Annotated in this window: 23 protein-coding genes; 16 read left to right on the top strand and 7 right to left on the bottom strand. The window is 68.2% G+C overall.

Annotated elements, in window-relative coordinates; genetic code table 11:
- Positions 1-6: 6 nt before the first annotated feature.
- From MSZK_RS12610 to MSZK_RS12600, 3 genes are read right to left on the bottom strand one after another with little or no spacing between them, the layout of a single operon-like run.
- Positions 7-1,200: an amidohydrolase family protein gene (locus MSZK_RS12610; protein WP_099248271.1), complete on the bottom strand. Its 1,194-nt coding sequence runs from the start codon at positions 1,198-1,200 to the stop codon at positions 7-9.
- A gap of 19 nt (positions 1,201-1,219) precedes the next feature.
- Positions 1,220-3,427, bottom strand: coding sequence for an acyl-CoA dehydrogenase (locus MSZK_RS12605; RefSeq protein ID WP_099248269.1), 2,208 nt, complete (start codon positions 3,425-3,427; stop codon positions 1,220-1,222).
- Positions 3,428-3,433: 6 nt separating this feature from the next.
- Positions 3,434-4,303 (bottom strand): amidohydrolase family protein, encoded by an 870-nt coding sequence (locus MSZK_RS12600; RefSeq protein WP_099248267.1) that lies wholly within the window; start codon positions 4,301-4,303, stop codon positions 3,434-3,436.
- A gap of 251 nt (positions 4,304-4,554) precedes the next feature.
- Between MSZK_RS12600 and MSZK_RS12595 the strand changes: the two genes are divergently transcribed.
- The gene (locus MSZK_RS12595) at positions 4,555-5,127 is read left to right on the top strand and encodes a TetR family transcriptional regulator (RefSeq protein ID WP_099248305.1); all 573 of its coding nucleotides are present in this window, start codon (positions 4,555-4,557) and stop codon (positions 5,125-5,127) included.
- Positions 5,128-5,138: 11 nt separating this feature from the next.
- On the top strand, positions 5,139-5,756 hold the full coding sequence (locus tag MSZK_RS12590; protein ID WP_099248265.1) for a TenA family protein: 618 nt from the start codon (positions 5,139-5,141) through the stop codon (positions 5,754-5,756).
- On the opposite strand, the gene MSZK_RS12585 is transcribed toward MSZK_RS12590, so the two are convergent.
- The 3 genes from MSZK_RS12585 to MSZK_RS12575 are packed head-to-tail and all read right to left on the bottom strand — an operon-like array spanning position 5,753 to position 8,073.
- Entirely contained in the window at positions 5,753-6,637 is an 885-nt protein-coding gene (locus MSZK_RS12585) for a polysaccharide deacetylase (RefSeq protein WP_099248263.1), read from the bottom strand. The two genes, MSZK_RS12590 and MSZK_RS12585, sit on opposite strands and share 4 nt — an antisense overlap.
- Positions 6,625-7,377, bottom strand: coding sequence for an SDR family NAD(P)-dependent oxidoreductase (locus tag MSZK_RS12580; RefSeq protein ID WP_099248303.1), 753 nt, complete (start codon positions 7,375-7,377; stop codon positions 6,625-6,627). The genes MSZK_RS12585 and MSZK_RS12580 overlap by 13 nt, the downstream gene beginning before the upstream one ends.
- 3 nt (positions 7,378-7,380) lie before the next feature.
- Positions 7,381-8,073 (bottom strand): SDR family NAD(P)-dependent oxidoreductase, encoded by a 693-nt coding sequence (locus MSZK_RS12575; protein ID WP_099248301.1) that lies wholly within the window; start codon positions 8,071-8,073, stop codon positions 7,381-7,383.
- Between the two features lie 458 nt (positions 8,074-8,531).
- On the opposite strand from MSZK_RS12575, the gene MSZK_RS12570 reads away from it, so the two are divergent.
- From MSZK_RS12570 to MSZK_RS12555, 4 genes are all read left to right on the top strand, one after another.
- The gene (locus MSZK_RS12570) at positions 8,532-10,013 is read left to right on the top strand and encodes an FAD-dependent monooxygenase (RefSeq protein WP_099248261.1); all 1,482 of its coding nucleotides are present in this window, start codon (positions 8,532-8,534) and stop codon (positions 10,011-10,013) included.
- 52 nt (positions 10,014-10,065) lie between these two features.
- Positions 10,066-10,887, top strand: coding sequence for a cutinase family protein (locus tag MSZK_RS12565; RefSeq protein WP_199203309.1), 822 nt, complete (start codon positions 10,066-10,068; stop codon positions 10,885-10,887).
- A gap of 86 nt (positions 10,888-10,973) precedes the next feature.
- On the top strand, positions 10,974-11,729 hold the full coding sequence (locus MSZK_RS12560) for an SDR family oxidoreductase (RefSeq protein WP_099248259.1): 756 nt from the start codon (positions 10,974-10,976) through the stop codon (positions 11,727-11,729).
- A gap of 123 nt (positions 11,730-11,852) precedes the next feature.
- Complete coding sequence (locus tag MSZK_RS12555) at positions 11,853-14,648, top strand: LuxR family transcriptional regulator (protein WP_099248297.1); 2,796 nt, start codon at positions 11,853-11,855, stop codon at positions 14,646-14,648.
- Here the strand turns inward: MSZK_RS12555 and MSZK_RS12550 are convergent.
- A complete protein-coding gene (locus MSZK_RS12550; protein WP_099248295.1) occupies positions 14,645-15,595 on the bottom strand; it encodes a GlxA family transcriptional regulator in 951 nt (316 codons plus the stop codon). The genes MSZK_RS12555 and MSZK_RS12550 overlap by 4 nt on opposite strands.
- 133 nt (positions 15,596-15,728) lie before the next feature.
- On the opposite strand from MSZK_RS12550, the gene MSZK_RS12545 reads away from it, so the two are divergent.
- The 10 genes from MSZK_RS12545 to MSZK_RS12500 all read left to right on the top strand — a co-directional run bounded on the left by MSZK_RS12545 (position 15,729) and on the right by MSZK_RS12500 (position 22,081).
- Positions 15,729-16,379, top strand: a complete 651-nt coding sequence (locus MSZK_RS12545; RefSeq protein WP_099248257.1) for an HD domain-containing protein — start codon at positions 15,729-15,731, stop codon at positions 16,377-16,379.
- Between the two features lie 100 nt (positions 16,380-16,479).
- Positions 16,480-17,070: a sigma-70 family RNA polymerase sigma factor gene (locus MSZK_RS12540; RefSeq protein WP_099248255.1), complete on the top strand. Its 591-nt coding sequence runs from the start codon at positions 16,480-16,482 to the stop codon at positions 17,068-17,070.
- On the top strand, positions 17,067-17,804 hold the full coding sequence (locus tag MSZK_RS12535; RefSeq protein WP_099248240.1) for an SDR family NAD(P)-dependent oxidoreductase: 738 nt from the start codon (positions 17,067-17,069) through the stop codon (positions 17,802-17,804). Before MSZK_RS12540 ends, MSZK_RS12535 begins: the two co-directional genes overlap by 4 nt.
- 72 nt (positions 17,805-17,876) lie before the next feature.
- Complete coding sequence (locus MSZK_RS12530) at positions 17,877-18,254, top strand: cupin domain-containing protein (protein ID WP_099248238.1); 378 nt, start codon at positions 17,877-17,879, stop codon at positions 18,252-18,254.
- Between the two features lie 6 nt (positions 18,255-18,260).
- On the top strand, positions 18,261-19,151 hold the full coding sequence (locus MSZK_RS12525; RefSeq protein WP_099248236.1) for a hypothetical protein: 891 nt from the start codon (positions 18,261-18,263) through the stop codon (positions 19,149-19,151).
- Between the two features lie 31 nt (positions 19,152-19,182).
- Complete coding sequence (locus MSZK_RS12520; RefSeq protein WP_099248234.1) at positions 19,183-19,536, top strand: VOC family protein; 354 nt, start codon at positions 19,183-19,185, stop codon at positions 19,534-19,536.
- Positions 19,537-19,641: 105 nt separating this feature from the next.
- Entirely contained in the window at positions 19,642-20,058 is a 417-nt protein-coding gene (locus MSZK_RS12515; protein WP_099248232.1) for a nuclear transport factor 2 family protein, read from the top strand.
- The gene (locus MSZK_RS12510) at positions 20,055-20,873 is read left to right on the top strand and encodes an SDR family NAD(P)-dependent oxidoreductase (protein WP_099248230.1); all 819 of its coding nucleotides are present in this window, start codon (positions 20,055-20,057) and stop codon (positions 20,871-20,873) included. The genes MSZK_RS12515 and MSZK_RS12510 overlap by 4 nt, the downstream gene beginning before the upstream one ends.
- Before the next feature lie 102 nt (positions 20,874-20,975).
- Positions 20,976-21,260 carry a hypothetical protein gene (locus tag MSZK_RS12505; protein WP_099248228.1) on the top strand — a complete coding sequence of 95 codons (285 nt, stop codon included), beginning with the start codon at positions 20,976-20,978 and terminating at the stop codon, positions 21,258-21,260.
- Positions 21,261-21,364: 104 nt separating this feature from the next.
- Positions 21,365-22,081 (top strand): CoA pyrophosphatase, encoded by a 717-nt coding sequence (locus MSZK_RS12500; RefSeq protein ID WP_099248226.1) that lies wholly within the window; start codon positions 21,365-21,367, stop codon positions 22,079-22,081.
- The last annotated feature ends 21 nt before the right edge of the window (positions 22,082-22,102 follow it).

Genomic DNA, 22,102 nt, shown 5'->3' with positions numbered 1-22,102 from the left:
GCGGGTCTACACCGGCCGGCGAATCGACAGCTCGATCCCGTTGTCCCGCATGACCTTGCGGCACTGCTCTGGTGTGTAGTCGAAGTTCTCCAGATCTTTGATGTAGGAAGCGGGTTCGGCCAGACCTTCGACGTGGGGATAGTCCGAGCCCATGAGGATGTGCTCGTCTCCCATCAGCTTCAGCAGGCTGGCCAGCTCGTCTTCGTAGAACGGCGACACCCACACGTGGCGCTTGAAGGTCTCGCGGGGGTCCTCCCGGTAGATGAACGGGATCTGACCCCACGACTTGGTCAGCTTCTCGAACAGATGGAACACCCACGTCGAACCACTCTCGATACACGCCATCCGCAGATTCGGGAACCGCAGGAACAAGCCGTTGTGCAGGTGGTTGGCGAAGGTGTCCTGGATCGCGTCCCCGCTGAACAGACTCCGGAAGCCCAGCAATGCGTTGAACGACATCATGTAATCCGACTCGCCCCACGCCGGCATGAACTTCGAGTAGTAGGTCTCACCGGAGTGGTAGCACACCGTGATGCCGGAATCGTTCGCCAATTGCCAGAACTCGTCGAACATCGGATCACCGGGCGGGCGCATGCCGACCTCGGTGGTGATCGGGCCGGGAATCATGACGATGAAGCGGGCGTCGCGTTCCAGAGCCCATTCGAGTTCGCGCACCGCGTTGGCCGGCTGGCACATCGTGATGTACGGCGCGGTGAAAATCCGCTCCTGGTAGGCGAACCCCCAGTCTTCGTCCAGCCAGCGGTTGAACGCCTTGAACGTCGCGACGGTGGCGTCGAAATCCGGCAGCAACGCCTGCTCCATGCCCACGCCGAGGGTGGGCAGCATGATGCAGCCCTGCATGCCCTGGGCGTCCATCGCCGCCAGCCGGGCGTCCCGGTCCCGATACTCCGGACGGATCGGCTCGAGCTCGCCGAACAGCGAATTGAGGTCCGCGCCGTGCGGATTGCGGCCACGGAAGTACTCGTCGAGGGCGCCGGGTTTACCCACCGGGTCGAACGTCGGATTAGGGATGAACCGGTTGACCCTGCCGCCGACCATCAGTCGTTGCCGACCGTCGAGCTGTGCCCACTGAATGGCGCGCTTCTTCAGCTTCGGGTCGATGTAGCGGGTGAACGCGTCCTGCGCTTCGTAATAGTGGTTGTCGCAGTCGAAGAACTTGAACGGAAGCGCAGTGGTCATGGGGCGGTGTCCTTTCCGGCTATTTCCGTGGCAGGCCCAGGATCATCGAGGCGATGATGGTGAGCTGGATCTCTGCCGTGCCGCCGCCGATGAGCTCCGACGGCATGTCGAAGTAGGGCTTGATGACCGCAGGATCTGAATCCTCCAGCATCGCAAGACGTCCGGTGAGCCCGAGGTTCGCAGTAGCGGCCCGGCGCAGCAGCAGCACCATCGCGTACTTGGCGATACTGGAGGTTGGACCGGGACCCTGGCCCTGCACCAACCGCAGAGTTTCGCGCAGGACCATCGCCTTGATCGCGGTGGTGTGTGCTTCGATTCCGCCGAGCGCCTGCAGGATCGTGTCGTGATCGGGGCCGTCGGCATCGGCCATCCGCCGAAGCGCTTGCGAGCGATCGATGGTGACATAGTTGCTGATCGCCGTACGTTCGACGGCCATGGTCGCCACCGCCAGGTCCCAGCCGTGCCCGGGCTCACCGACCAGCATGTCGTCGGGAATGAACACGTCGGTGAGAAACACTTCGTTGAAATGGGATTCACCGCTGGCCTGCTTGATCGGGCTGATCTCGATGCCCGGAGAGGACATGTCGACCAAGAAGTAACTGATGCCCCGGTGTTTCGGCGCATCGGGGTCGGTGCGGGCCAGCATGGCACCGAACTGCGCGACGTGTGCCGACGAGGTCCAGATCTTGTGGCCGTTGACCAGCCAACCGCCCTCGACCTTCTGGGCGCGGGTGACCAGCGAGGCGAGGTCCGAGCCGGCACCGGGCTCGCTGAACAACTGGCACCATCGTTTGGTTCCGCGCAGCATGTCCCAGGCGAATCGCTCACGCTGTCCATCGGTTCCGCTGCTGAGGATCGAAGGCAGGATCCATTCCGCGATACTGAGCGACGGCCGGACCATCCCGCGCTTGTCGAACTCCTCGGTGATGATCACCTGTTGCACGGGCGATGCGGCGATGCCCCACGGGGCGGGCAGGTGCGGGGCCACCAGACCAGCCTCGGCCAGAAGGTCGCGCTGCGAACCGTAGGCCAGACCCGGCGCCCGGACATCATCGGTCGGCGTCTCGTTCTGCAGCGCTGACGCCTGATCGAGTGTGGCGGCGATCCTGGCCCGGAACTCCGACTCGACGTCACCGAGATTGACTGCCGTCGAGCGTTTCAGCGTTCGAGCAAGTTCCCCCGCCGCTCGGGCCCAGCGGGGAGTCGACCCCACCGACGCCGCCAGGCTGGTGGCCCGCCGCCAGTACAGGTGGGTGTCGTGTTCCCAGGTGTAGCCGATGGCTCCGAACATCAGCAGCGCGTCGAGCATCAGGTCCGGGCCGGCGCAGACCGCCATCAGCGCGGCCGACGCGGCGGCCAGTCGGTGTTGTTCGAGGCTCTCGTCGATCGCCCGGACCGCATCCCAGGCCGACGCCGATGCGAGCTCCGAATTGACCAGCAGCACGGCAGCCTTGTGTTGCAGCGCCTGGAACGAGCCGACCGGCTTACCGAACTGCTCGCGGGTGCGGATGTAGTTCACCGCGGTCTCGACGCCCTTGCGGATGGTGCCGGCCGACGCGCACGCCGTCAGTGCGGCGACGACGCAGCGAGCCCGTTCGGTGTCGATCCCGGTGATCTGGGTGTCCACCGGGTGATTGTCGAGGGTGAGGGTGCCGACGTCGGTGCTCAAGTCGGTGCCGCGCTGCTGCTGGACGGCGAGGTCTGGGCTCGCGTCCAGCACAAACCACCGCTCGGCGCCGTCCTCGGCCTGAGCTGCGAGCAGGATGTGTTGTGCAGCAAGCAGTCCCAGCGTGCTGGTGATGGAACCGGTCAGTCGCCACCCCGCACCGCCGGACACCGCGCGCACGCTCGAATCCTCTGGCAAGACGACCACCGCCGTCGCCCCGCCGGCGAGGTCTGCCACCAACGCCGCCGCCGAGTCATCGGCAAGAGCTGCCACAGCACTGGCCATCACGGTGCTCAGCAGCGGGCCGGGCAGCAACGCCGCCGCAGCGGCCTCGATGACGCAGGCGGTATCCGCCAGCGTCCCGCCCTGGCCGCCTGCCTCTTCGGGAAGGTGCACTGCGTGGAAGCCGTTGGCGGTGAATTCCTCCCACCACGTCGGCAATTCACCTGCTGCGATCGAGTCGAGGGCGGCCCGGGTCTTGTCGATCGGGGCGTGCCGGGCCGCGAACTGGGTGACGGCTTGCGCCAGTTGCTCCTGCTCGGTGGTGATTGCTAACGCCATTGGATGTCAGTTCTCCAGTCCTAGAATCCGAGCGGCATTGCCGTACAGAAACTTCGGCCACACCTCGTCCTTGAACGGCACCGTGGGCAGATCGCTGAAGATGCGTTCCAGCGACAGGCCCATCGGGAAGTAGCCGGCGTAGATGATCTTGTCGGCGCCGCGGGTGTTCGCGTAGTCGATGATTTCCTTGGGGTAGTACTTCGGTGCGAACGCCGACGTCGAGTAGTACAGGTTGGGCCACTTGAGCATCAGCTTCACCGCGAGGTCTTGCCAGGGTTCGCACCCGTGACGGGTGACGAAGACCAGGTCGGGAAAATCGAACATCACGATGTCGATGCGCGAAACTTCCTGCGGTGCCATCGGAATGCGAGGTCCGGGGACACCGGCACAGCAGAAGATCGGGAGGCCCAGTTCGACGCAGGTCGCGTAGACCGGGTACATCTTCGGGTCGTCGATCGGCACCTGGGGAAAGGTGCCCGACGGGAAACACGACACAGCGCGGATGCCGTACGTCTCGTATTCCCGGCGGATGTTGGTGACGGTGCCCATGACGTCGTTCGGGTCGTTGACATTGCCCGAGGCGATGAACCGATCGGGGAACATCTTGAGCGCCAGCTCTGCGGCTGAGCCCTCGCTCACACCGATCATCGATTTCTCGATGCCGAACCGGTCCATCTGCTGCAGCAGCAGGGACACCGGGTCGTCGGTGGGCAGGCCTTTGGGCACGTCCTTGAACATGTACTCGACCGGGAAATCGAAGTCCTCTTTGGACTGGCGATCCTTGGTCTGCTTGCGAATGAAGTCGTACTGAGCGGTCCCCTCATGCGGGAATCCGATCATCGTGTCGATTACCGGCAGACCGACCGGTCCGGCCATCGGGTCCTCCCATCAAGAGACAGCGACGGGCGCCGTCATTCGCTCAATAGTGAAACACGGTTCTACTTGCTGTCAAGATAGCTGGGCCTTCTAGCTGCTGTAATGGGTGTACGATGCATCACCGTGGCGTAGGATCGCAGAAGCGCGTTCTTCCCATTCTGGCCGCTGGAAACCGAACCGGAGGTGGCACCGTCAACACGCCCGCACCCGATTTGGTGTCGCCGGCCGGCCGCGTCGCCCCGCTGTCGGGCATGACCAGCGGCCAGTTGGCCCGCCGCGCCAAGATCATCGAGGAGACGATCTCGCTGATCGCCGACGTCGGCGCGGACGCCGTGCAGATGCGCGATGTGGCGCATCGCTCGGGTGTCGCGCTGGCCACCCTGTACCGCTACTTCAGCTCGAAAGAGAATCTGTTGGCCGCCGCGCTCGAGGACTGGCAGAAGCGGCTGACCCGCCGGGTCCTGGCCGGCGGTGGTGCCGGCGACGGCGACCCGCTGCCCGCGGTGCTGGACTATCTGCGCCGCGCGCAACGCGCGTTCAACCGCAACCCCGAGATGACCGCGCTGATGCTGCAGATGATGACGTCGACGGACCCCGAGGTGAGCTCGTCGATCGATCAGATGGAACGCACCAACGTCGAGTTGTTCAATCGCCTGCTGGCAGGCCTTGCGCCCGAGATCATTCCGCAGGTCACCTTCGGCCTCAATGCCGCGCTGAGCGCCGCGCTGGCCGGTTTGCGGGCAAAGCGGCTCACGCTCGACGAATCACTGAACCATGTGGAGTGGGTGGCCCGCGTGCTGCTGGCAGGCGCGCATCGCGATTAGGCTCGGCGGGCATGTCGATGTCTGCGCAGTTGTGGTCTGAAAACGCCGACCTGGCCGCCGAAGTGCTGGCCCACCCCTTTGTCCGTGGTCTGGGGGACGGCACGCTCCCCACGGAGCGGTTCGCGGCCTACCTCGCCCAGGATGCCTTCTTTCTCGAATCATTCGCTCGCGCTTATGCTTTGGCGCTGGCGCGTAGCGCCGACACCCGGTCGGTACTGGCGCTCGCGGATCTTATCGGCGGGGTCCGGGAGGAACTCGGGCTGCACGCGTCCTACGCCGCGTCCTGGGGCATCGACATGGCCGGTGTGCAACCGCTGCCGGCGACCTCGGCCTACACCGAGTTCCTGCTGGCCACCGCCGCGACGCACGAGGTCGGTGTCATCTACGCGGCGATGACGCCCTGCATGCGGTTGTACGCCTGGCTGGGCCAATCGCTCGACGCCGCGACCGCGGGTCCCTACGCGCAGTGGGTGCGAACCTACGCCGACCCGGACTTCGAGAACATCGCCCGGTTGCTGGAGGCGCTTCTCGACGAGCAGGCCAGTGACTCCGCCGCGGTCCACCATGCCTACCGGCGCGCGATGCGCCTGGAACTGGGGTTCTTCGCCGCGGCGTACGAGGCCGTCTAGAAGTCGCCGGGATCCGGCCGCACAATCGCGCGTGGGTCCAGGTTCAAACTCCGTACATGCGAGGCGATCTCGCGCAGCGGCGCCACCCAGACATCCGAGCAGGACGCCACATGTTCGACGAGCTCTTCGAGCGCGGCGGTGCGCGATGGCCGACCGGACAGGAACGGATGGTTGGTCAGCACAAAGCACCCACCCACCGCCCGCAACCCTTCGAACTCGAGGCGCCAGATCTCGGCGGCCTTGCGGGGGCTTTCGATCAGCCCGGTCCCGGAGATGTCGGGGAGGTAGCAGTACTGCTCCCAGTCGTCGAGAGCCCACTGGATCGGGATCTCGACGAGCCGGCCGTCGGTCCCGACCCGGAGTTCGTACGGGTGATCGGCGTCCATCAAGCTGGTGTCGTAGAGGAATCCGCGTTCGGCCAGCAGCGCGGGGGACTGCCAGTTCAGCTCCCACATGGGTGCCCGGAACCCGACCGGCACTTCTCCGGTGAGTTCGGCCAGCACCTCGCTGCCCCGATCCAGAATCGCGCCCTCCTGCTCGGCCGTCTTGCCGGTGAGAACTTCGTGAAGGTAACCGTGATGGGCCACTTCGTGACCGGAGTCCACGATGGCGCGCACGACATCCGGATAACGCACGGCGGTATAGCCGGGCACGAAGAATGTCGAGGTGACGCCGTGGCGCGCCAGCATCGCCAGCAGGCGGGGCACACCGACAAGGGGGCCGTAGGCCTGATGCGATATCACCGACATCCGGTCGGCGTGGGCCGGGTTCAGGTTCAGCACCGCCGATTCGGCGTCGACGTCGAAGGTGAAGCTGGCGGCGGCGCGCTTGCCGGCGGGCCAGGCGACAGGTTCCGCGGGCCGCGCGGTCACACTCGGCATCGGGTGGTTCCTCCATTGATCGCAACGGTCTGTCCGACAAAGGCCCCCGCGCTCGGCGACGCCAGATACGCCACCGTCTGCGCGATCTCGGCCGGTGCTCCGATCCGGCCCACCGGTATCTCGCGGGCGTAACGGTGGTGCATGTCGGCGAGGCTGATCGCGGCGTCGGCGGCGTCGACCTCGAGTTGTGGGGTGTCGATCACGCCGGGTGCCACCGCGTTGACCGCGATGTTCTCCCGTGCGAGTTCGCGCCCGAGGGTCTTGGTCAAGGCGATCAGGCCCGCTTTCGACGCCGCATACGCGGTAGCTCGGGGCCAGCCGGTGACGCCCCATTCCGACGTGACGATGACGATACGGCCGCCCCCACGCCGCCGCATCCCGGGCAGCGCCGCGGAAATGGTGACAAACGTCCCACCGAGGTTGGTGTCGACCACCTTCCACCAATCGGCCTCGTCATGATCGCCGAGCGCGGCCATCGACATGTACGCCGCGTTGCACACCAGCACCGCGATCGGACCCCACTGCTGCTCGACCGCCGCGACCGCGCCCCCGACCGAGCCAGGGTCGGCCATGTCGGCGGGAACCGCGAACCCGCCCACGGCGTCGGCGACCTCGGTCATCTGGGCGTCGTCGGGCAAGCCATTGACACCCACCCGGTACCCGTCGGCGGCCAGCCGTTCGGCGATCGCCTTGCCGATCCCCTGAGTGGCCCCGGTGACCAGGGCGACCTGTCGGGACATCACTCAGATCACCGCTCCGCAGTTGGGGGACAGCACTTCTCCGATGCAGTAGCCCGGCCCGTCGATCAGGAAGCGCACCGCATAGGCGACATCCTCGGGTGTGCAGAGCCGGCCCGCGGGCAGCGTGGCCAGATATGCCGGATCGCGCCAGGGCGAGTCCGCCGCCAGCAATGGTGTGTCGGTCGGCCCGGGTGCCACCGCATTCACCCGCACCCCGCTCGGGGCGACCTCGGCGGCCAGGCTCCGCACAAAGCCGATCACGCAGCCTTTGGCCGCCGCGTAATGTGCGTCGCCGTCCCCGCCGCCGATCGCCAGCTCCGAGGAGATCGCCACGACGGCGCCGCTGCGGCGGTCGATCATCTCGGGCAGCACCGCGTGGACGACGTTGCGCAGCCCACCGAGATGTACGCGCAGCATGCGGGTCCACGATTCGACGCTGATCTGTGAAACCGGTGCCATCTCGTAATGACCGGCCGCCGTGACCACCGCGCCGATCGGTCCGAGCTCTGCACGGATGGCGCCGATCGCGGCGCGCACCTGTGCCGGATCGGAGACGTCGGCCACCGTCGATGCCGCCAGGTCCGGCGCCGGTCGCAGGTCCAGCCCGGCCACCGTCCAGCCGTGTTCGGCGAGTTCGGCACTGACTGCGGCTCCGATTCCGGACGCCGCTCCCGTCACCACAGCGACCTTTGTCATCCCCCCGATGATGCGGCACGGCGCGGGGGTTTGCAGGCCGGAACCCACCCCCGAAGCGATGCCGTGACGAACGCCCGGTCGTGACCACGACTTCTGGAGGGTGATTCGCGACGCACCGAAGCCGGGTCGTCGCGAACACCGCGGTGACGATGCCTTAGCGTCCGACGTCGTCCACCAGGGGCTGCCGTGATACCTGGGCGGCGACAATCCTACGAAATGACCTGTGGCCGTTGACCACACGCTTCCGTCCACGCTCATGCCACCGCCGGGAGTGCGGCAGCGATCAGCGGAGTGAAATGCGAGGACGAATGACCGGCGCTGCCGTCCCCCAGGATTCTGTGCGGCTGCGGCGTTGCGCCACTTTCAACATATAGCGCACCGGGGGGCTTGCGGCAAGACCCCGGGTAGCGCGCAAAATCGCTGGCCGAAAGGAAAATTCACTGCATGGGGGTAGGCAAGTGCGTCAATTTGGACCCGAACACGCCGTCGTGATCGCGGGGGCCGGCCCGACCGGGCTGATGCTGGCCGGCGAGCTCGCACTGGCCGGAGTCGACGTGGCGATCGTCGAGCGCCGCACCAACCAGGAGGTGGTCGGCCAGCGGGCCGGCGGTCTGCACAGCCGGACCATCGAAGTGCTCGACCAACGAGGAATCGCTGACCGGTTCCTGGCCGCCGGACAGGTGGCGCAACTCGCGGGATTCGCCCAGATCCGGCTGGACATCAGCGACTTTCCCACACCGCATCCCTACGGACTTGCGCTGTGGCAGAAGGATATCGAACGCCTGCTGGCTGAGTGGGTCGACGAGTTGGCGGTGCCGATCCGCCGGGGGCTCGAGGTTGCCGGTTTCACCCAGGACGACACCGGTGTGGACGTGCACCTGTCCGACGGCGGCAGGATGCGGGCCCGGTATCTGGTGGGCTGCGACGGCGGCCGCAGCACGGTCCGCAAGGCCGCCGGAATCGACTTCCCCGGATGGGACCCGACGACGAGCTACCTGATCGCTCAAGTGGAGATGCGCGACGAGCCACCGCTGGGCATCCGCCGCGACGCCGTCGGCATCCACGGCCTGGACCGCAGGCAGCCCGGCGAGCCGGTCCGGGTGATGGTCACCGAGCGGCAGCCGGCCGCGGTCACCGAACCCACGCTGGCCGACCTGAGCAGGGGCCTCGTTGCGGTCTACGGAACCGACTTCGGAATCCACAGTCCCACTTCGATCGCCAGATTCACCGACGTGACGCGGCAGGCGGCGGCCTACCGTGCCGGGCGGGTGCTGCTGGCCGGTGACGCCGCCCACATCCACCACTCGGTGGGTGGGCAGGGTCTGAACACCGGAGTGCAGGATGCGGTGAATCTGGGCTGGAAATTGGCGGCGGTGGCAGATGGGCGCACACCGGACAGCGTGCTGGACACCTACCACACCGAACGACACCCCGTGGCGGCCCGGGTGCTGCAGACCACGATGGCGCAGATTGCGCTGCTGCGTACCGACGACCGGACACAAGCGTTGCACGGCAACGTCTCCGAGCTGCTCGCCATGGATGAACCGCGCCGGATCTACGGTGCCAGGATGTCCGGTTTGGACATCTCCTACGACCTCGGGGACGGGCATCCGCTGCTGGGCAGGCGCATGCCGGATCTCGAACTGCACACCGCGACCGGCCCGGTGCGCGTGTTCGAGCTCCTGCACGACGCCCGACCCGTGCTCGTCGACCTCGGGCGTACCGGTGAGATCGACATCACCGGATGGCGCGATCGAATTCGGTTGGTGCAGGCCGGCTGCGGCGACGAGTGGGAGCTTCCGGTGCTGGGACAAGTCGAGCCTGCCGGCGCCGTCCTGATCCGGCCGGACGGACATGTCGCCTGGGTGGGTGACGGCTCCGCACACGGGTTGACCGACGCGCTCACCAGGTGGTTCGGCCCGCCCGCCAGGCGGGAGTAACGATCGGGCCCGCGACGAACGATCAAGATGCTGACACGCGTGGAGGGAAATCATGGTGATGGGGCGTCTGGGAGCCGTCGTGCTGGCCGCGGGAGTCGGGCTGGCCGGGCTCGTCACCGGTAGCGCATCGGCGGCACCCGGCTGCGCCGACTTCCACTGGATCGGCGCGGCCGGATCCGGGCAACGCGACGGGGCCGGCCTCACCGCCAATGGCGGGATGGGTTCGGTGGTCTACCAGACCTACCAACAGCTGAAGTCGCAACTCGCCGCCGACGGCCGGACCATCGATGCCGAGGCCGTCCAATACCCCGCCGCGCCGGTTCCGTTGGAGGGCGGCCTGGGCGGCTGGCTGGGTTTCCTCGGCAGCGTCGGCGACGGCACCGATGCGACCGCCGCCCAGTACAAGGCGTTCACCCTGCGCTGCCCGGACAGCAAGGTGATCCTGGCCGGCTACTCACAGGGCGCGATGATCGTGCACCGTAATCTCTACGACCTCGCCGACGATCCGCACCTGGCGGCGGCGCTGTTGATCGCCGACGGCGACCGGCTGCCCGTCGACACGACGATCAAACTGGGATCGACGGCCGTCGCGCAGGGAATCGGCGAAGGGGTCGCCCAAGAACATTCGTTCCTCGCCTCGACCAACACCGCGACGCTGCCGCCCTCGGTCGGGGTGCGCACGATCAGCGTCTGTGACGTCGGCGACCCGGTCTGCGACTACGACCCCGACCGGAAGGTGACCCCGGCAACCGTCGCCATCCACACCGCGTATGCGCCGGCCCTGGGCGGTCCGCACGCGTGGGGCGCCCCGCTGTACAGCCTGGTGACGGCAGCCGAGGAACCGTCGGTGGAGTTGACCGCCCACACCGCCTGACCGCGGGCCCGGGATGAGTTTTCCCGCGCCGGGTAGTTCTGGCCGTCAGGGAGCTGACCGGCTCCACAAGCCAGAAAGGGCGGATCATGAAAATCGTCGTTATCGGTGGCACCGGCCTGATCGGGTCGAAACTGGTGCAGGCCCTGTCCGAACGCGGACACGATGCCGTGGCCGCGGCGCCCTCGACCGGAGTGGACACCCTTACGGGTGCGGGACTGGCCGAGGCCGTGGCCGGCGCGTCCGTCGTCGTCGACGTCTCCAACTCCCCAGCGCTGGACGACTCGGCCATCGAGTTCTTCCGCACGGCGACCACGAACCTGCTTGCCGCCGAAAAGGACGCCGGCGTCGGTCACCATGTCGCTCTCTCGGTGGTGGGCACCGCGGACCTCGCGCCGCACAGCGGGTACTTTCAGGCCAAGCTCGTCCAGGAGAATCTGATCGCCGAAGGCCCGATCCCGTTCTCGATCGTGCATGCCACGCAGTTCTTCGAGTTCCTCAACACGTTGGCCGACTCGGCAACCGTGGGTGACACCGTGGTGTTGCCGCCGAAGTTCTTCCAGCCGATGGCCGCGGCCGATGTCGCCGAAGGCCTCGCCATCACCGCGGTCGGCGATCCGGTGAACAGGGTCGTCGAGATCGGCGGGCCGGACATGGTCTTGCTCCCCGACCTCATCCGGACCGCGCTGACCGCGCGAGGAGACGGCCGCACCGTGGTGGCCGACCCGGCCGCGCAGTACTGGGGCATCGACATCGACGAGCGCACGCTGGTACCCGGCCCGGGCGCCACCCTGTTCGACACCCGGTTCGAGGACTGGATCCTGCAGACGGCGGCCACGTCATAAGGACGATCGTGGACGTGCACGACACTGTCGCCTTCGTCAGCGGTTAGGTCCGCCCCGCGAACCCTCGCTACGATCGAGTCCGGAAAATCCGGCGAGGTCCGCTAGGGGCAGACGGTGGTGCCTATCTCCAGCGACGGACGCGCCGCGCAGCTGCGCGGGCGCGCGTCCGAGTGCCGGGTGCTGGACACGGTGATCGCCACCGTCCGATCGGGTGACTCGCAGGTGCTGGTGCTGCGCGGCGAGCCGGGGGTCGGCAAGACCGCGCTGCTCGGTCACCTCGTGGCGCAGGCATCGGCGTTTCGCGTCCTGCACGTCGCCGGTGTGCAGTCCGACATGGAGCTGGCGTTCGCCGGTCTGCAGCAGTTGTGCGCGCCGCTGATGGACCACGCGGAAGACCTACCCGCACCACAGCGGGATGCGCTGGAGGTCGCCTTCGGCCGCGGAGTGGGCGAGGCGCCCGACCGCTTCCTGGTCGGCCTGGCGGTGCTCAGCCTGATGGCCGCGGCCGCGCAACGGAAACCGCTGCTGTGTGTGGTCGACGACGCGCAATGGCTCGACCAGGTGTCGGTACAGACCCTGGGCTTCGTGGCCCGCCGGCTGTTGGCCGAGCCGATCGCGTTGGTCTTCGCCGCACGTGACGACGGCGCCGAGGTGCTGGCCGGACTGCCGGAGCTCACCGTCGGAGGGCTGTCCGACAGCGATGCCCGCGCGCTGCTGGACTCGGTGTTACTCGGCGGCATCGACCCGCCGGTGCGCGACCGCATCGTCGCCGAAACACGTGGCAATCCTCTTGCCCTGCTGGAGGTTCCGCGAAACTTCTCCAGCACCGAGCTGGCCGGCGGGTTCTGGCTCGCCGGCTCGGCGTCGTCGCCCGGCGCGATCGAGACCGGTTACGTGCGGCGGATCCAGGGACTGCCCGACGCGACGCGCCGCCTGCTGCTCGTGGCGGCGGCCGAGCCCGTGGGGGATGCGGCACTGTTCCTGCGGGCCGCCGCGGTGCTCGGTATCCCCGTCGACGCGCTGGCCCCGGCCGAAGCGGCCGCCGTCATCGAATTCGGCCCCCGGATGCGGTTTCGCCATCCGCTGCTGCGATCGGCCGCCTATCGCGCTGCCGAGCTGACCGAGCGCAGAGAGATCCATCGGGCTTTGGCCGAGGCCACCGATCCGCAGGCCGATCCGGACCGCCGGGCCTGGCACGCCGCCAACGCGGCGGCAGGCCCCGACGATGCAGTGGCCGCCGAGCTGGAGAGTTCGGCGGCACGCGCGCAGGGCCGCGGCGGAATGGCCGCAGCGGCAGCCTTCCTCGAACGGGCGGCGATCCTGACCGCTGATCCGGACCGGCGCGGTGCGCGGGCTTTGGCCGCCGCGCAGGCCAAGCGCGATGCGGCGGCACCGGCGGCGGCCCGCGAATTGCTCGACCTGGCCGAGCGCGGTCCGCTGAGCAAGCTTGCCCGCGCACAGGTGGCGCGGGTGCGCGCGCAGATGGACTTCGTGCGCAGCCGCTCGGGTGAGGCCGGGGCGCCGCCGGTGCGCGACACCGCCTGGGCGCTGCTCGACACGGCGCGCGAACTGGAGGGCCTGGACGACCATGCCTCCCGGGAGAGCTACCTCGAGGCGATCGCGGCACTGATGTATGCCGGGCGTCTCGGCGAACCGGATGCACTGACCCGGGCCGCGCACGACGCGCTGACCGCGCTGGCTCGCGAAGCGGAACTGTCGCGCCCGGTGGACTTCCTGCTCAAGGGGATCGCCAAGCGCATCACCCAAGGGGTGAGCGCGGGCTCGGATCCGCTGCGTATCGGTTTGGACCACATGTGCACCCTGGCCGCGGCGGACGATCGCAACGTGTTGCGGTGGATGGTCCCGGCCTTCCCGATCCTGCAGGAATCCGCGGCCCACGAACTGTGGGACCAGACGGTCGTCCAGCAACTGGCCACCGCCGCGGTCCGGGCCGCGCGCAACGCCGGGGCGTTGGCCATGCTGCCCCGAGCGCTGGTTTACCAGGCCGGCTTCCACCTGACACTGGGTGAATTCCGCACGGCCACAACCCTTGTCGAAGAGGCCAATGCGATCACCGCGGCGACCGACAACTCGGCTGCGGTCAAGTACCACGCGCTCATGCTGACCGCGTGGCGGGGCGACGCGACCGAGGCGGCCCGGGTGATCGAGGCAACCCAGGCCGACGGGATCAGCAGAGGGGAAGGGCGGGTACTCGGGTTGACCGGCTACGCCGCCGCGGTGCTGTACAACGGGCTGGGCCGTTACGACGAGGCGCTCGCGGCCGCCCGGACCGTCTGTGAATACGAGGATTTGGGGTTCTACAGCTGGTGTCTCTACGAACTGGTGGAAGCGGCGACACGAAGCGGTGAGCGCGACACGGCGGCCGCCGCGGCGGAGCAACTCGCCGAGCGCGCCGGCGCGGCCGGAACCGACTGGGGCTTGGGCGCATTGGCCAGCGCGCAGGCGATGCTGGCCGACGACGAGCACGCGGACGCGTTGTTCACCCAGGCCCTCGAGCGGTTGGGGCGCTCCACGATCACGGTGCATCACGCCAGGGCGCATCTGGTGTACGGCGAGTGGCTGCGGCGGGCGCTGCGCCGCACCGATGCGCGCCACCACCTGACCAGGGCCCACGAGATGTTCGACCGGATGGGAGCGCGGGCATTCGCCGAACGCGCCCGCCGGGAACTGGCGGCCACCGGGGAGAAGGTCCGCGTTCAGCAGCCGAGTTCGGGAAGCGAGTTGACGGCGCAGGAGGCCCAGATCGCCCGGCTCGCCGGTGAGGGTCTGACCAACCAGGAGATCGGCGCGCAGCTGTTCATCAGCACTCACACTGTTGAATGGCACCTGCGCAAGGTGTTCGCCAAGCTCGGCATCACCTCGCGCAGGCAGCTGCGGGCGATGTCCTGGGCCAGCTAGCCTCGGCGCGCGGCGGTGCGGAATCGGTTGCGATAGGCTTTCGGGGACAAACCCAAGTGGTTGGCGAAGACCCGTCGCAACGTCTCGGCGCTCCCGAAGCCTGCCAGGTGAACGGTTTCGGTGATGTTGTGTCCGGCGTCGAGCGCCGCGCGGGCCACATCGACGCGCACCGCCTCCACATAGCGGGCAGGCGTCATCCCCAGCTCCGCCTGGAACAGCCTGGTGAGTTGCCGAGTGCTCAACGAGGCCTGGGCAGCAAGGTTTTTGACGCTGTGGTTGGCCGCCGGATCGGCGGCGATCGCGTCGGTCACCGGCCGCAGTGCTGACGCCGGTGCCGGATCGGCTTCGACAAGCACCGAGAACTGTGACTGGCCACCGGACCGTTTGAGGTACACCACCAGCGAACGCGCGACGTCGCGGACCAACTCGCTGCCGTGATCCAGCTCGACCAGGGCCAGCGCCAGATCGATTCCCGAGGACACCCCCGCCGCGGTGAACACGTCTCCGTCGCGGACGAAGATCGCGTCCGGTTCGACCCGGACGCCGGGAAACGCGCGGGCCAGCAGCCGGGTGTGGCGCCAGTGTGTGGTGGCTCGGCGTCCGTCGAGCAGACCGGCCTGGGCCAGGATGAACGCCCCGGTGCACACCGATGCGAGCCGCCGCGTCCGGTCCGGCACCGCTTCGAGCGCCTCGACCAGACCCGGGTCGATCGGTCGGCCCACCAGCACATCGCCGCCCGCCACCACGACGGTGTCCACCGCCTCGATGGCCGAGATGCTCGCGGTGACGGGAAATCGGGTGCCGATCGATGTGGTCACGTCGCAGCCGTCCTGTGACGCGATCACCAATTGGTAGTCCGCGCCGAACCGATTGGCCTCCGCGAAGACCTCGGCGGGGCCGACGACGTCGAGCAGCTTGACGCCATCGAAGACCACGATCACGACCACGCGCGGGCCGACGGTGTCCGCCACGTCCTCATTGTGTCGTTTTTTGTGGGAAACGTGGCGCAACGGACAGCGCGCCGGAGGCCTCCGTCGGCGCACGCTGGCAACTACCAGCACTCAACCCAGGAGACCCGCCATGACGAAGATGGGCGACACCATTGCCGGCATCCAGCTTCCCGACACTGAGCTGGTTCGAGACGTCACCGAGTACATCCGGGACGCCGAGGACGACCTGCTGTTCCACCACTCCCGCCGGGTGTTCCTGTTCGGGGCGCTTCAGGGCCTGCGGCAAGGCCTGCGGCCGGACCTGGAGTTGCTCTACGTCGGCGCGATGTTCCACGACCTCGGCCTGACCGAGCCCTACCGCAGTTCCTCCACGCAGCGCTTCGAGGTCGACGGCGCCAACGCGGCCCGGGACTTTCTGGTGCGCCGCGGCGTCGACGAAGCCGATGCCCGCAAGGTCTGGCTGGGCATCGCGCTGCACACCACACCCGGGGTGCCGGAATTCCTGGACCCGGAGACCGCACTAGTGACCGCGGGCGTACAGACCGATGTCGTCGGCGTCGGCCGGGACGACCTGGATCCGGACGTGGTCGCGGCCGTCATCGCCGCCCACCCCCGCTCGAATTTCAAGCGCCGCATCCTGCACGCGTTCGTCGAGGGCATGAAGAACCGCCCGGAAACGACTTACGGAACCATGAATGCCGACCTTCTCCGGCAGTTCGACCCGTCCTACGTCCCCGAGGACTTCGTCGATCGCATCCTGGTCAACAGTTGGCCGGAGTGATCGACCCCGGATCGGGGGGCTACGGACTACGGGGTTTCAAGGGTTCGCTGCGGCGGCGTGACCGGGAGGCTGAGGTCACCAGCAACCCAGGAGACCGCTCATGACCGTCACGACCGCTGTCCGGCCCACCGATCCGGACGCCGCCGCGCGATTCGCCCGTGACTCACAGCCCCTGTTCGACGCCCTGCTGCGCCGGGCCCGGGGCCTGACCAAGACCGCTGCCGACGCCGAGGACCTGGTGCAAGACGCGTTGCTGCACGCGTTCATCGGCTACCACACGTTCCGCGAGGGCACCGACTTCAAGGCGTGGCTGTTCCGGATTCTCTACAACCGCTGGGTGAGCACCTACCGCGCCACCCAGCGCAGGCCGTCGGAGGTGCCGGTCGACGCCGTCGCCGAACGAGACCTGGCCTGCAGCGCGGCTCGGCTGTCCACTGCGTCGCGGTCGGCCGAGAGCGAGGCGCTCACCAGACTGCCCGATCAGGAGATCCGCTCGGCGATGGCGCTGTTGCCCCCGGACTTCCGCACCGCGTTGTTCTACGCCGAGGTGCAGGGCCACACGTTGGCCGAGACCGCCACGATCCTCGACGTCCCGCGGGGGACCGTCATGTCGCGGGTGTCGCGCGGCAGGCAACGGTTACGCGCCGCGCTGGCCGAGTCCGCGCACGCACCGATGGCCCAGATCGCATGACGGTCTCAGCCAATGAATTGAGCGGCTACACCGCGCTGGTCACCGGGGGCACCGCCGGCATCGGGTTGGCCTGCGCGCGGTTGCTCGCCGGTGCCGGCGCCAGCGTGATCGTCACCGGCCGTGATGCCCGGCGCGGCCGGGACGCGGTCGGTCACCTCGGCGGCAGCGCCCGGTTCGTGGCCGCCGATCTCGCCGACCAGGGCTCGGTGGCCGCGCTTGTGGACCAGGCCGGCCAGATCGACATCTTGGTCAACAATGCCGCTGCCTTCCCCGGGGCGTTGACCGTCGAGCAGGACCTCACCACGTTCGAGACGACCTTCGACACCAACGTACGAGGCACCTACTTCCTGACCGCCGGGCTGGTTCCGGGAATGCTGCGCAGGCAGCGGGGCAGCATCGTCAACGTCACGTCCATGGTCGCGTCCAAAGGGGTCGCCGGGGCCTCCACCTACGGGGCATCCAAGGCCGCGGTGGAATCCCTGACCCGTTCGTGGGCAGCCGAATTCGGCCCGTACGGCGTCCGGGTCAACAGTGTCGCGCCCGGCCCCACCAGAACTCCGGGCGTCGAGGCGCAATGGGGTGACACCAACGAGGAATTGGGGCGAGCGCTACCCCTGGGCCGCACCGCCGAGCCCGACGAGATCGCCCACGCGGTGCTGTTTCTCGCGTCACCCCGGTCGAGTTTCATCACCGGTTCCACCCTGCACGCCGACGGCGGCGGAACCGCCGCCTGAGCACCACCACCCGAGACGAGGAGACCTGAGGTGTCCACAACCTTTGACCCACAATGGGAGAACGCGCTGAGCATGGTGCAAGAGGTGCACCAGCCCGCCATCCCGGCCGGCGCCGACGTGATGACCGTGGTGATCGAATACCCGCCGGGCAGCGCCGGGGCGCCGCCGCACCGCCACCCCAGCGGCCCGGCATTCGGTTACATGCTGGACGGCGAGATGCTCTTTGAACTCGAAGGGCAGCCGCCCCGTGTCCTGCGCGCGGGCGACGCGTTCTGGGAGCCGGGCGGCGACGTCATCCACTACTCGGACGCCAACAACCGCGCTGACATCGCCAGCCGGTTCGTCGTGACGATGGTGTGCCTGCCAGGCCGCCCGATGGTCGAACTGGTCGGCGACGACGAACTGGCCGCCCGCAGTCACCTGCGGGTGCCGCCCACACGAAGGGACTGACATCCGATGGCACACATCCTGTTGCAGACCACGATTACCGCGAACCCCGACGACTGGGACATCGCCCGGTTCTCGCTGCTGACCGCCGAACTGCGGGCCGCCGGCCACGACGTCGTGGCGCGCAATCGCGTGGGTCACGACGACGACCCGGTACTGAGCACGCTCGACGAGTTGGCGTTCGATCAGCTGTGGCTGATGGCGGTCGACACCGGTGACGGGTTGACCGGCAACGACGCCGACGCGATCCTGCGGTTTCGCCGGCGCGGCGGCGGGGTGCTCACCGCGCGCGACCACCAGGACCTGGGTTGCTGCCTGACCCGGCTCGGATCGCTCGGCCAGGCCAACGAATTCGCGGACCTCACCGTCGATCAGAGCCACCTCTGCGACGACCAGGACACCCCGACGATCTCGTGGCCGAACTACCATTCCGGGGCCAACGGGGACTATCAGCCGGTGTTCGCGAAGACCCCGGTGCACCCGCTGCTTCGCACCGCGCGGACGGCCAGTGGACGGATCGAATGGTTCCCGGCGCATCCGCACGAGGGTGCGGTGCTGGCGCACGGCCCGTGGGCCACAGTGGTGGCCCAGGGCCGAAGCAGGGCCAGTGGGCGGCGCTTCAACCTGGCCGTCGCGCTCGACGGCGAACCGGCACCCGACGGCACCGTGATGGGCCGCGCAGTCGCCGAGTCCACGTTCCACCACTTCGCGGACTACAACTGGGACGTGAGCTCAGGTGCGCCGTCCTTCGTCGCCGAGCCGCCGGGCACGCAGATCCGCGACGACCCGTCCGGGCTGACCGTGTTCACCGAGTACGTCCGCAACCTCGCGGACTGGCTGCAACCCGCCGGTGCCGGCGGTGTCGAGGGGGTACGCGTCACGAACGCGGCGCTGTCGTAGTCTGAGGACCGCTTCAGAAACAGGAGGCGCCATGAGCGACCACGAAGTCAAGATGATCATCCTGTCGACGGACGGCCTGGATGAATCCATCCGGTTCTACAGCGACACTCTGGGCATGGGACTCAAGTTCAGCGACGGCACCCATTTCGCGGCGCTCGACGGCGGTCCGGTCACCCTCGCGCTGGCGACCGAGATCGACCACCCGATTCCCGGCCAGGTGGTCGTCGGCATCAAGACCGCCGACGTCGATGCCGCGGCCAGGGCCGTGGAGGCCGCCGGCGGCGGCATCGTGAAGGGGCCGTATGACGACGCGCATGAGCGTCGTGCGGTGGTCTACGACAACAAGGGCAACGGGCTGGTCTTCTACAGCCCGCTCCAGCGCTGACGATCAATTCGGCTGCGCCTCATGACTTGTCGCGCCTGATCCGGGCAAGTCCGCCCTCGGCAGGCTCTCGGCGTACGGTGAGCCGGTGACCGAGAGGAGCCCGGCATGAGCGACCCCTCGGATCGGCAGGACATTTCCGATCTGCTGATCCGCTATGCCACCGGAATCGACCGCCGCGACTGGTCGTTGTTCCGGACCGTCTTCACCCCGGACTGCCATTGCGACTACGGCGAGATCGGCGTGTGGGACGGTGTCGACGCCGTCACCGAGTTCATGGACGTTGCGCACGCCAAGGCCGGGCACCTGTTGCACCGCATCACCAATCAGGTGATCGACATCGACGGGGATCGAGCGACCGCCCGCTGCTACGTCGACGTCTGGGTGATGGCCGCCGACAACGCATCCGGTGTGAATGCCGCAGGGTTCTACGACGACGAGATCGTCCGAACTCCCGACGGCTGGCGGATCGCGCGACGAACCTTCACCTCGGTGCGCATCGCATTCCCGGGTCCGGCGAGATGACGGACTTCGCGCGCAAGTACGGCCCGTGGGCACTGATCGCCGGGGCGTCGGACGGAGTGGGCGCGGCCTTCGCCGGTGCCCTGGCCGAACGTGGACTCAACGTGGTGCTGCTGGCCCGTCGCGCGGCCGTCCTGGACGATGTCGCCGCAGCCATCCGAGACCACCATGGCGTGCAGACCCGCACGCTGGCAGTGGATCTCGCCGAGCACGGTGCGGCGGCGGCGATCGCCGAGGCCACCGCGGACCTAGACGTCGGGTTCCTGGTGTACTGCGCCGGGGCCGACCCGGGCTTCCGGCCATTCCTGTCCACCTCGATCGGAGCCGCCGAGTCGATGGTGCAGCGCAACTGCGTGGTGCCGATGCAGCTGTGCCACCATTTCGCCGCCCCGATGGTCGAGCGGGGCCGGGGCGCCATCGTGATGTTCGGTTCTGGGGCCGGATTCGTCGGCGGCCCGAACATGGTGGCCTACGGCGCGTCCAAGGCGTTCGACATGGTGTTCGCCGAAGCGCTGTGGAGCGAACTGCGCAATACGGGGGTCGACGTGATCGGGCTGATCCTGGGCAAAACCGACACGCCCGCGCTGCGCAGGCTCGAGCACCAGCGCGGCACGCTGGCCTCCGAAGACGAGTCGCCGGCCGGTGCGGTGCCGGTGGCCGACGTGATCGAGGAGGCATTCGCCAATCTGACCAACGGCCCGACAGTGCTCGTCGGTGAGCAGATGCGCGGGTTCGGGCAACTGCTTGCCGCGATGAATCGCAACGACGCCGCGCTCCTGATGGCGCAATCCGTCGCGACCGCCATGGGGGGCGACTGACTCGGGGCCGATGTTTACCGATCGTGGATCTGGATAGCTAATAGCGGTACCAGGCATGTCGTCACCAACGCACGACTACCGCAACGATTGGAGCATCACGCCATGAGGTTGACCCAAATTGCCGCCGGCGCCGCGATCGCCGGTGGATTGGCCGCCAGCGCAGTGGGATTGAGTGCCGCCACCGCCGGTGCGGACCCGGGTTGGACGCCGCCAGGACCCATGCAGCCCGCGCTGCCGCCGGCCGGTCCCGATGCCGGTAGCCCGCCGGCCTGGGCGCCCCCGAAGCCCGTCGACCCCGCCTGGGCCAATGGCAATCCGCAGGTGTGGGACGAAGGCTGGAATCACTGGGGTGTCTGGATGAACGGGGTCTTCATCCCCACCTACTGACCACCCACCTGCCGATCGGCGCGTGACGCCGCGGGGTGCCATCGGTCTGCCTGGATGGTGGCACCCCGCGGCGTCCGCGCATCGGTGGTGCTTATGGTGCAACGGTGACGATCGCCTACGACGAGACGCTGCGCGAGCAGATCCACGGCCACCTGGCCGCGCATGAGCGCCGTGCGGTCACCGACCCCAGCAAGCGGCACGCGGCCGTCGCGGTGGTGCTGGTCGACTCCGAATCCGGGGAGGACCGGGTGGATCCCGCTCCCGTCGACGACTGGATCGCCGGCCGACCGATGGAACCGGGGCTCGACGGCCGCATGGTCGGAGTCTCCGGCGGGGCAGCTTTCCTGTTGTGCCGCAGGGCATCTCGCTTGAGTGCCCATGCTGCGCAATGGGCGCTGCCCGGTGGCAGGCTGGATCCGGGGGAGTCGGTGGTGGACGCCGCGCTGCGCGAACTCGACGAAGAGGTCGGCGTCCGGCTGCCCGAATCGTCGGTGCTGGGTCTGCTCGACGACTACCCGACCCGCTCCGGCTACCTCATCACCCCGGTGGTGATCTGGGGCGGCGGGCGGCTGGAACCGCGTCCGGCGCCTGACGAGGTTGTCGCGGTCTACCGGGTGGGTCTGCATCAGCTGCAGCGCCCCGATTCGCCCCGCTTCGTCACGATCCCGGAAAGCCCCCGCCCCGTGGTGCAGATGCCGTTGGGAAACGACCTCATTCATGCTCCCACCGGTGCCGTGCTGCTGCAGCTGCGGTGGCTGTGCCTGGAAGGCCGTCACGACCCGGTGGACCAGCTTGAGCAGCCGTTGTTCGCCTGGAAGTAGCGGCCCCAAACGACAAGTACC

Origin of the sequence: Mycobacterium sp. shizuoka-1 (genome assembly GCF_002723835.1) — a bacterium.
Lineage (GTDB): Bacteria > Actinomycetota > Actinomycetes > Mycobacteriales > Mycobacteriaceae > Mycobacterium.
Note: the sequence above shows the minus strand (reverse complement) of the source record. Positions and strands in the feature narration are given on the sequence as shown.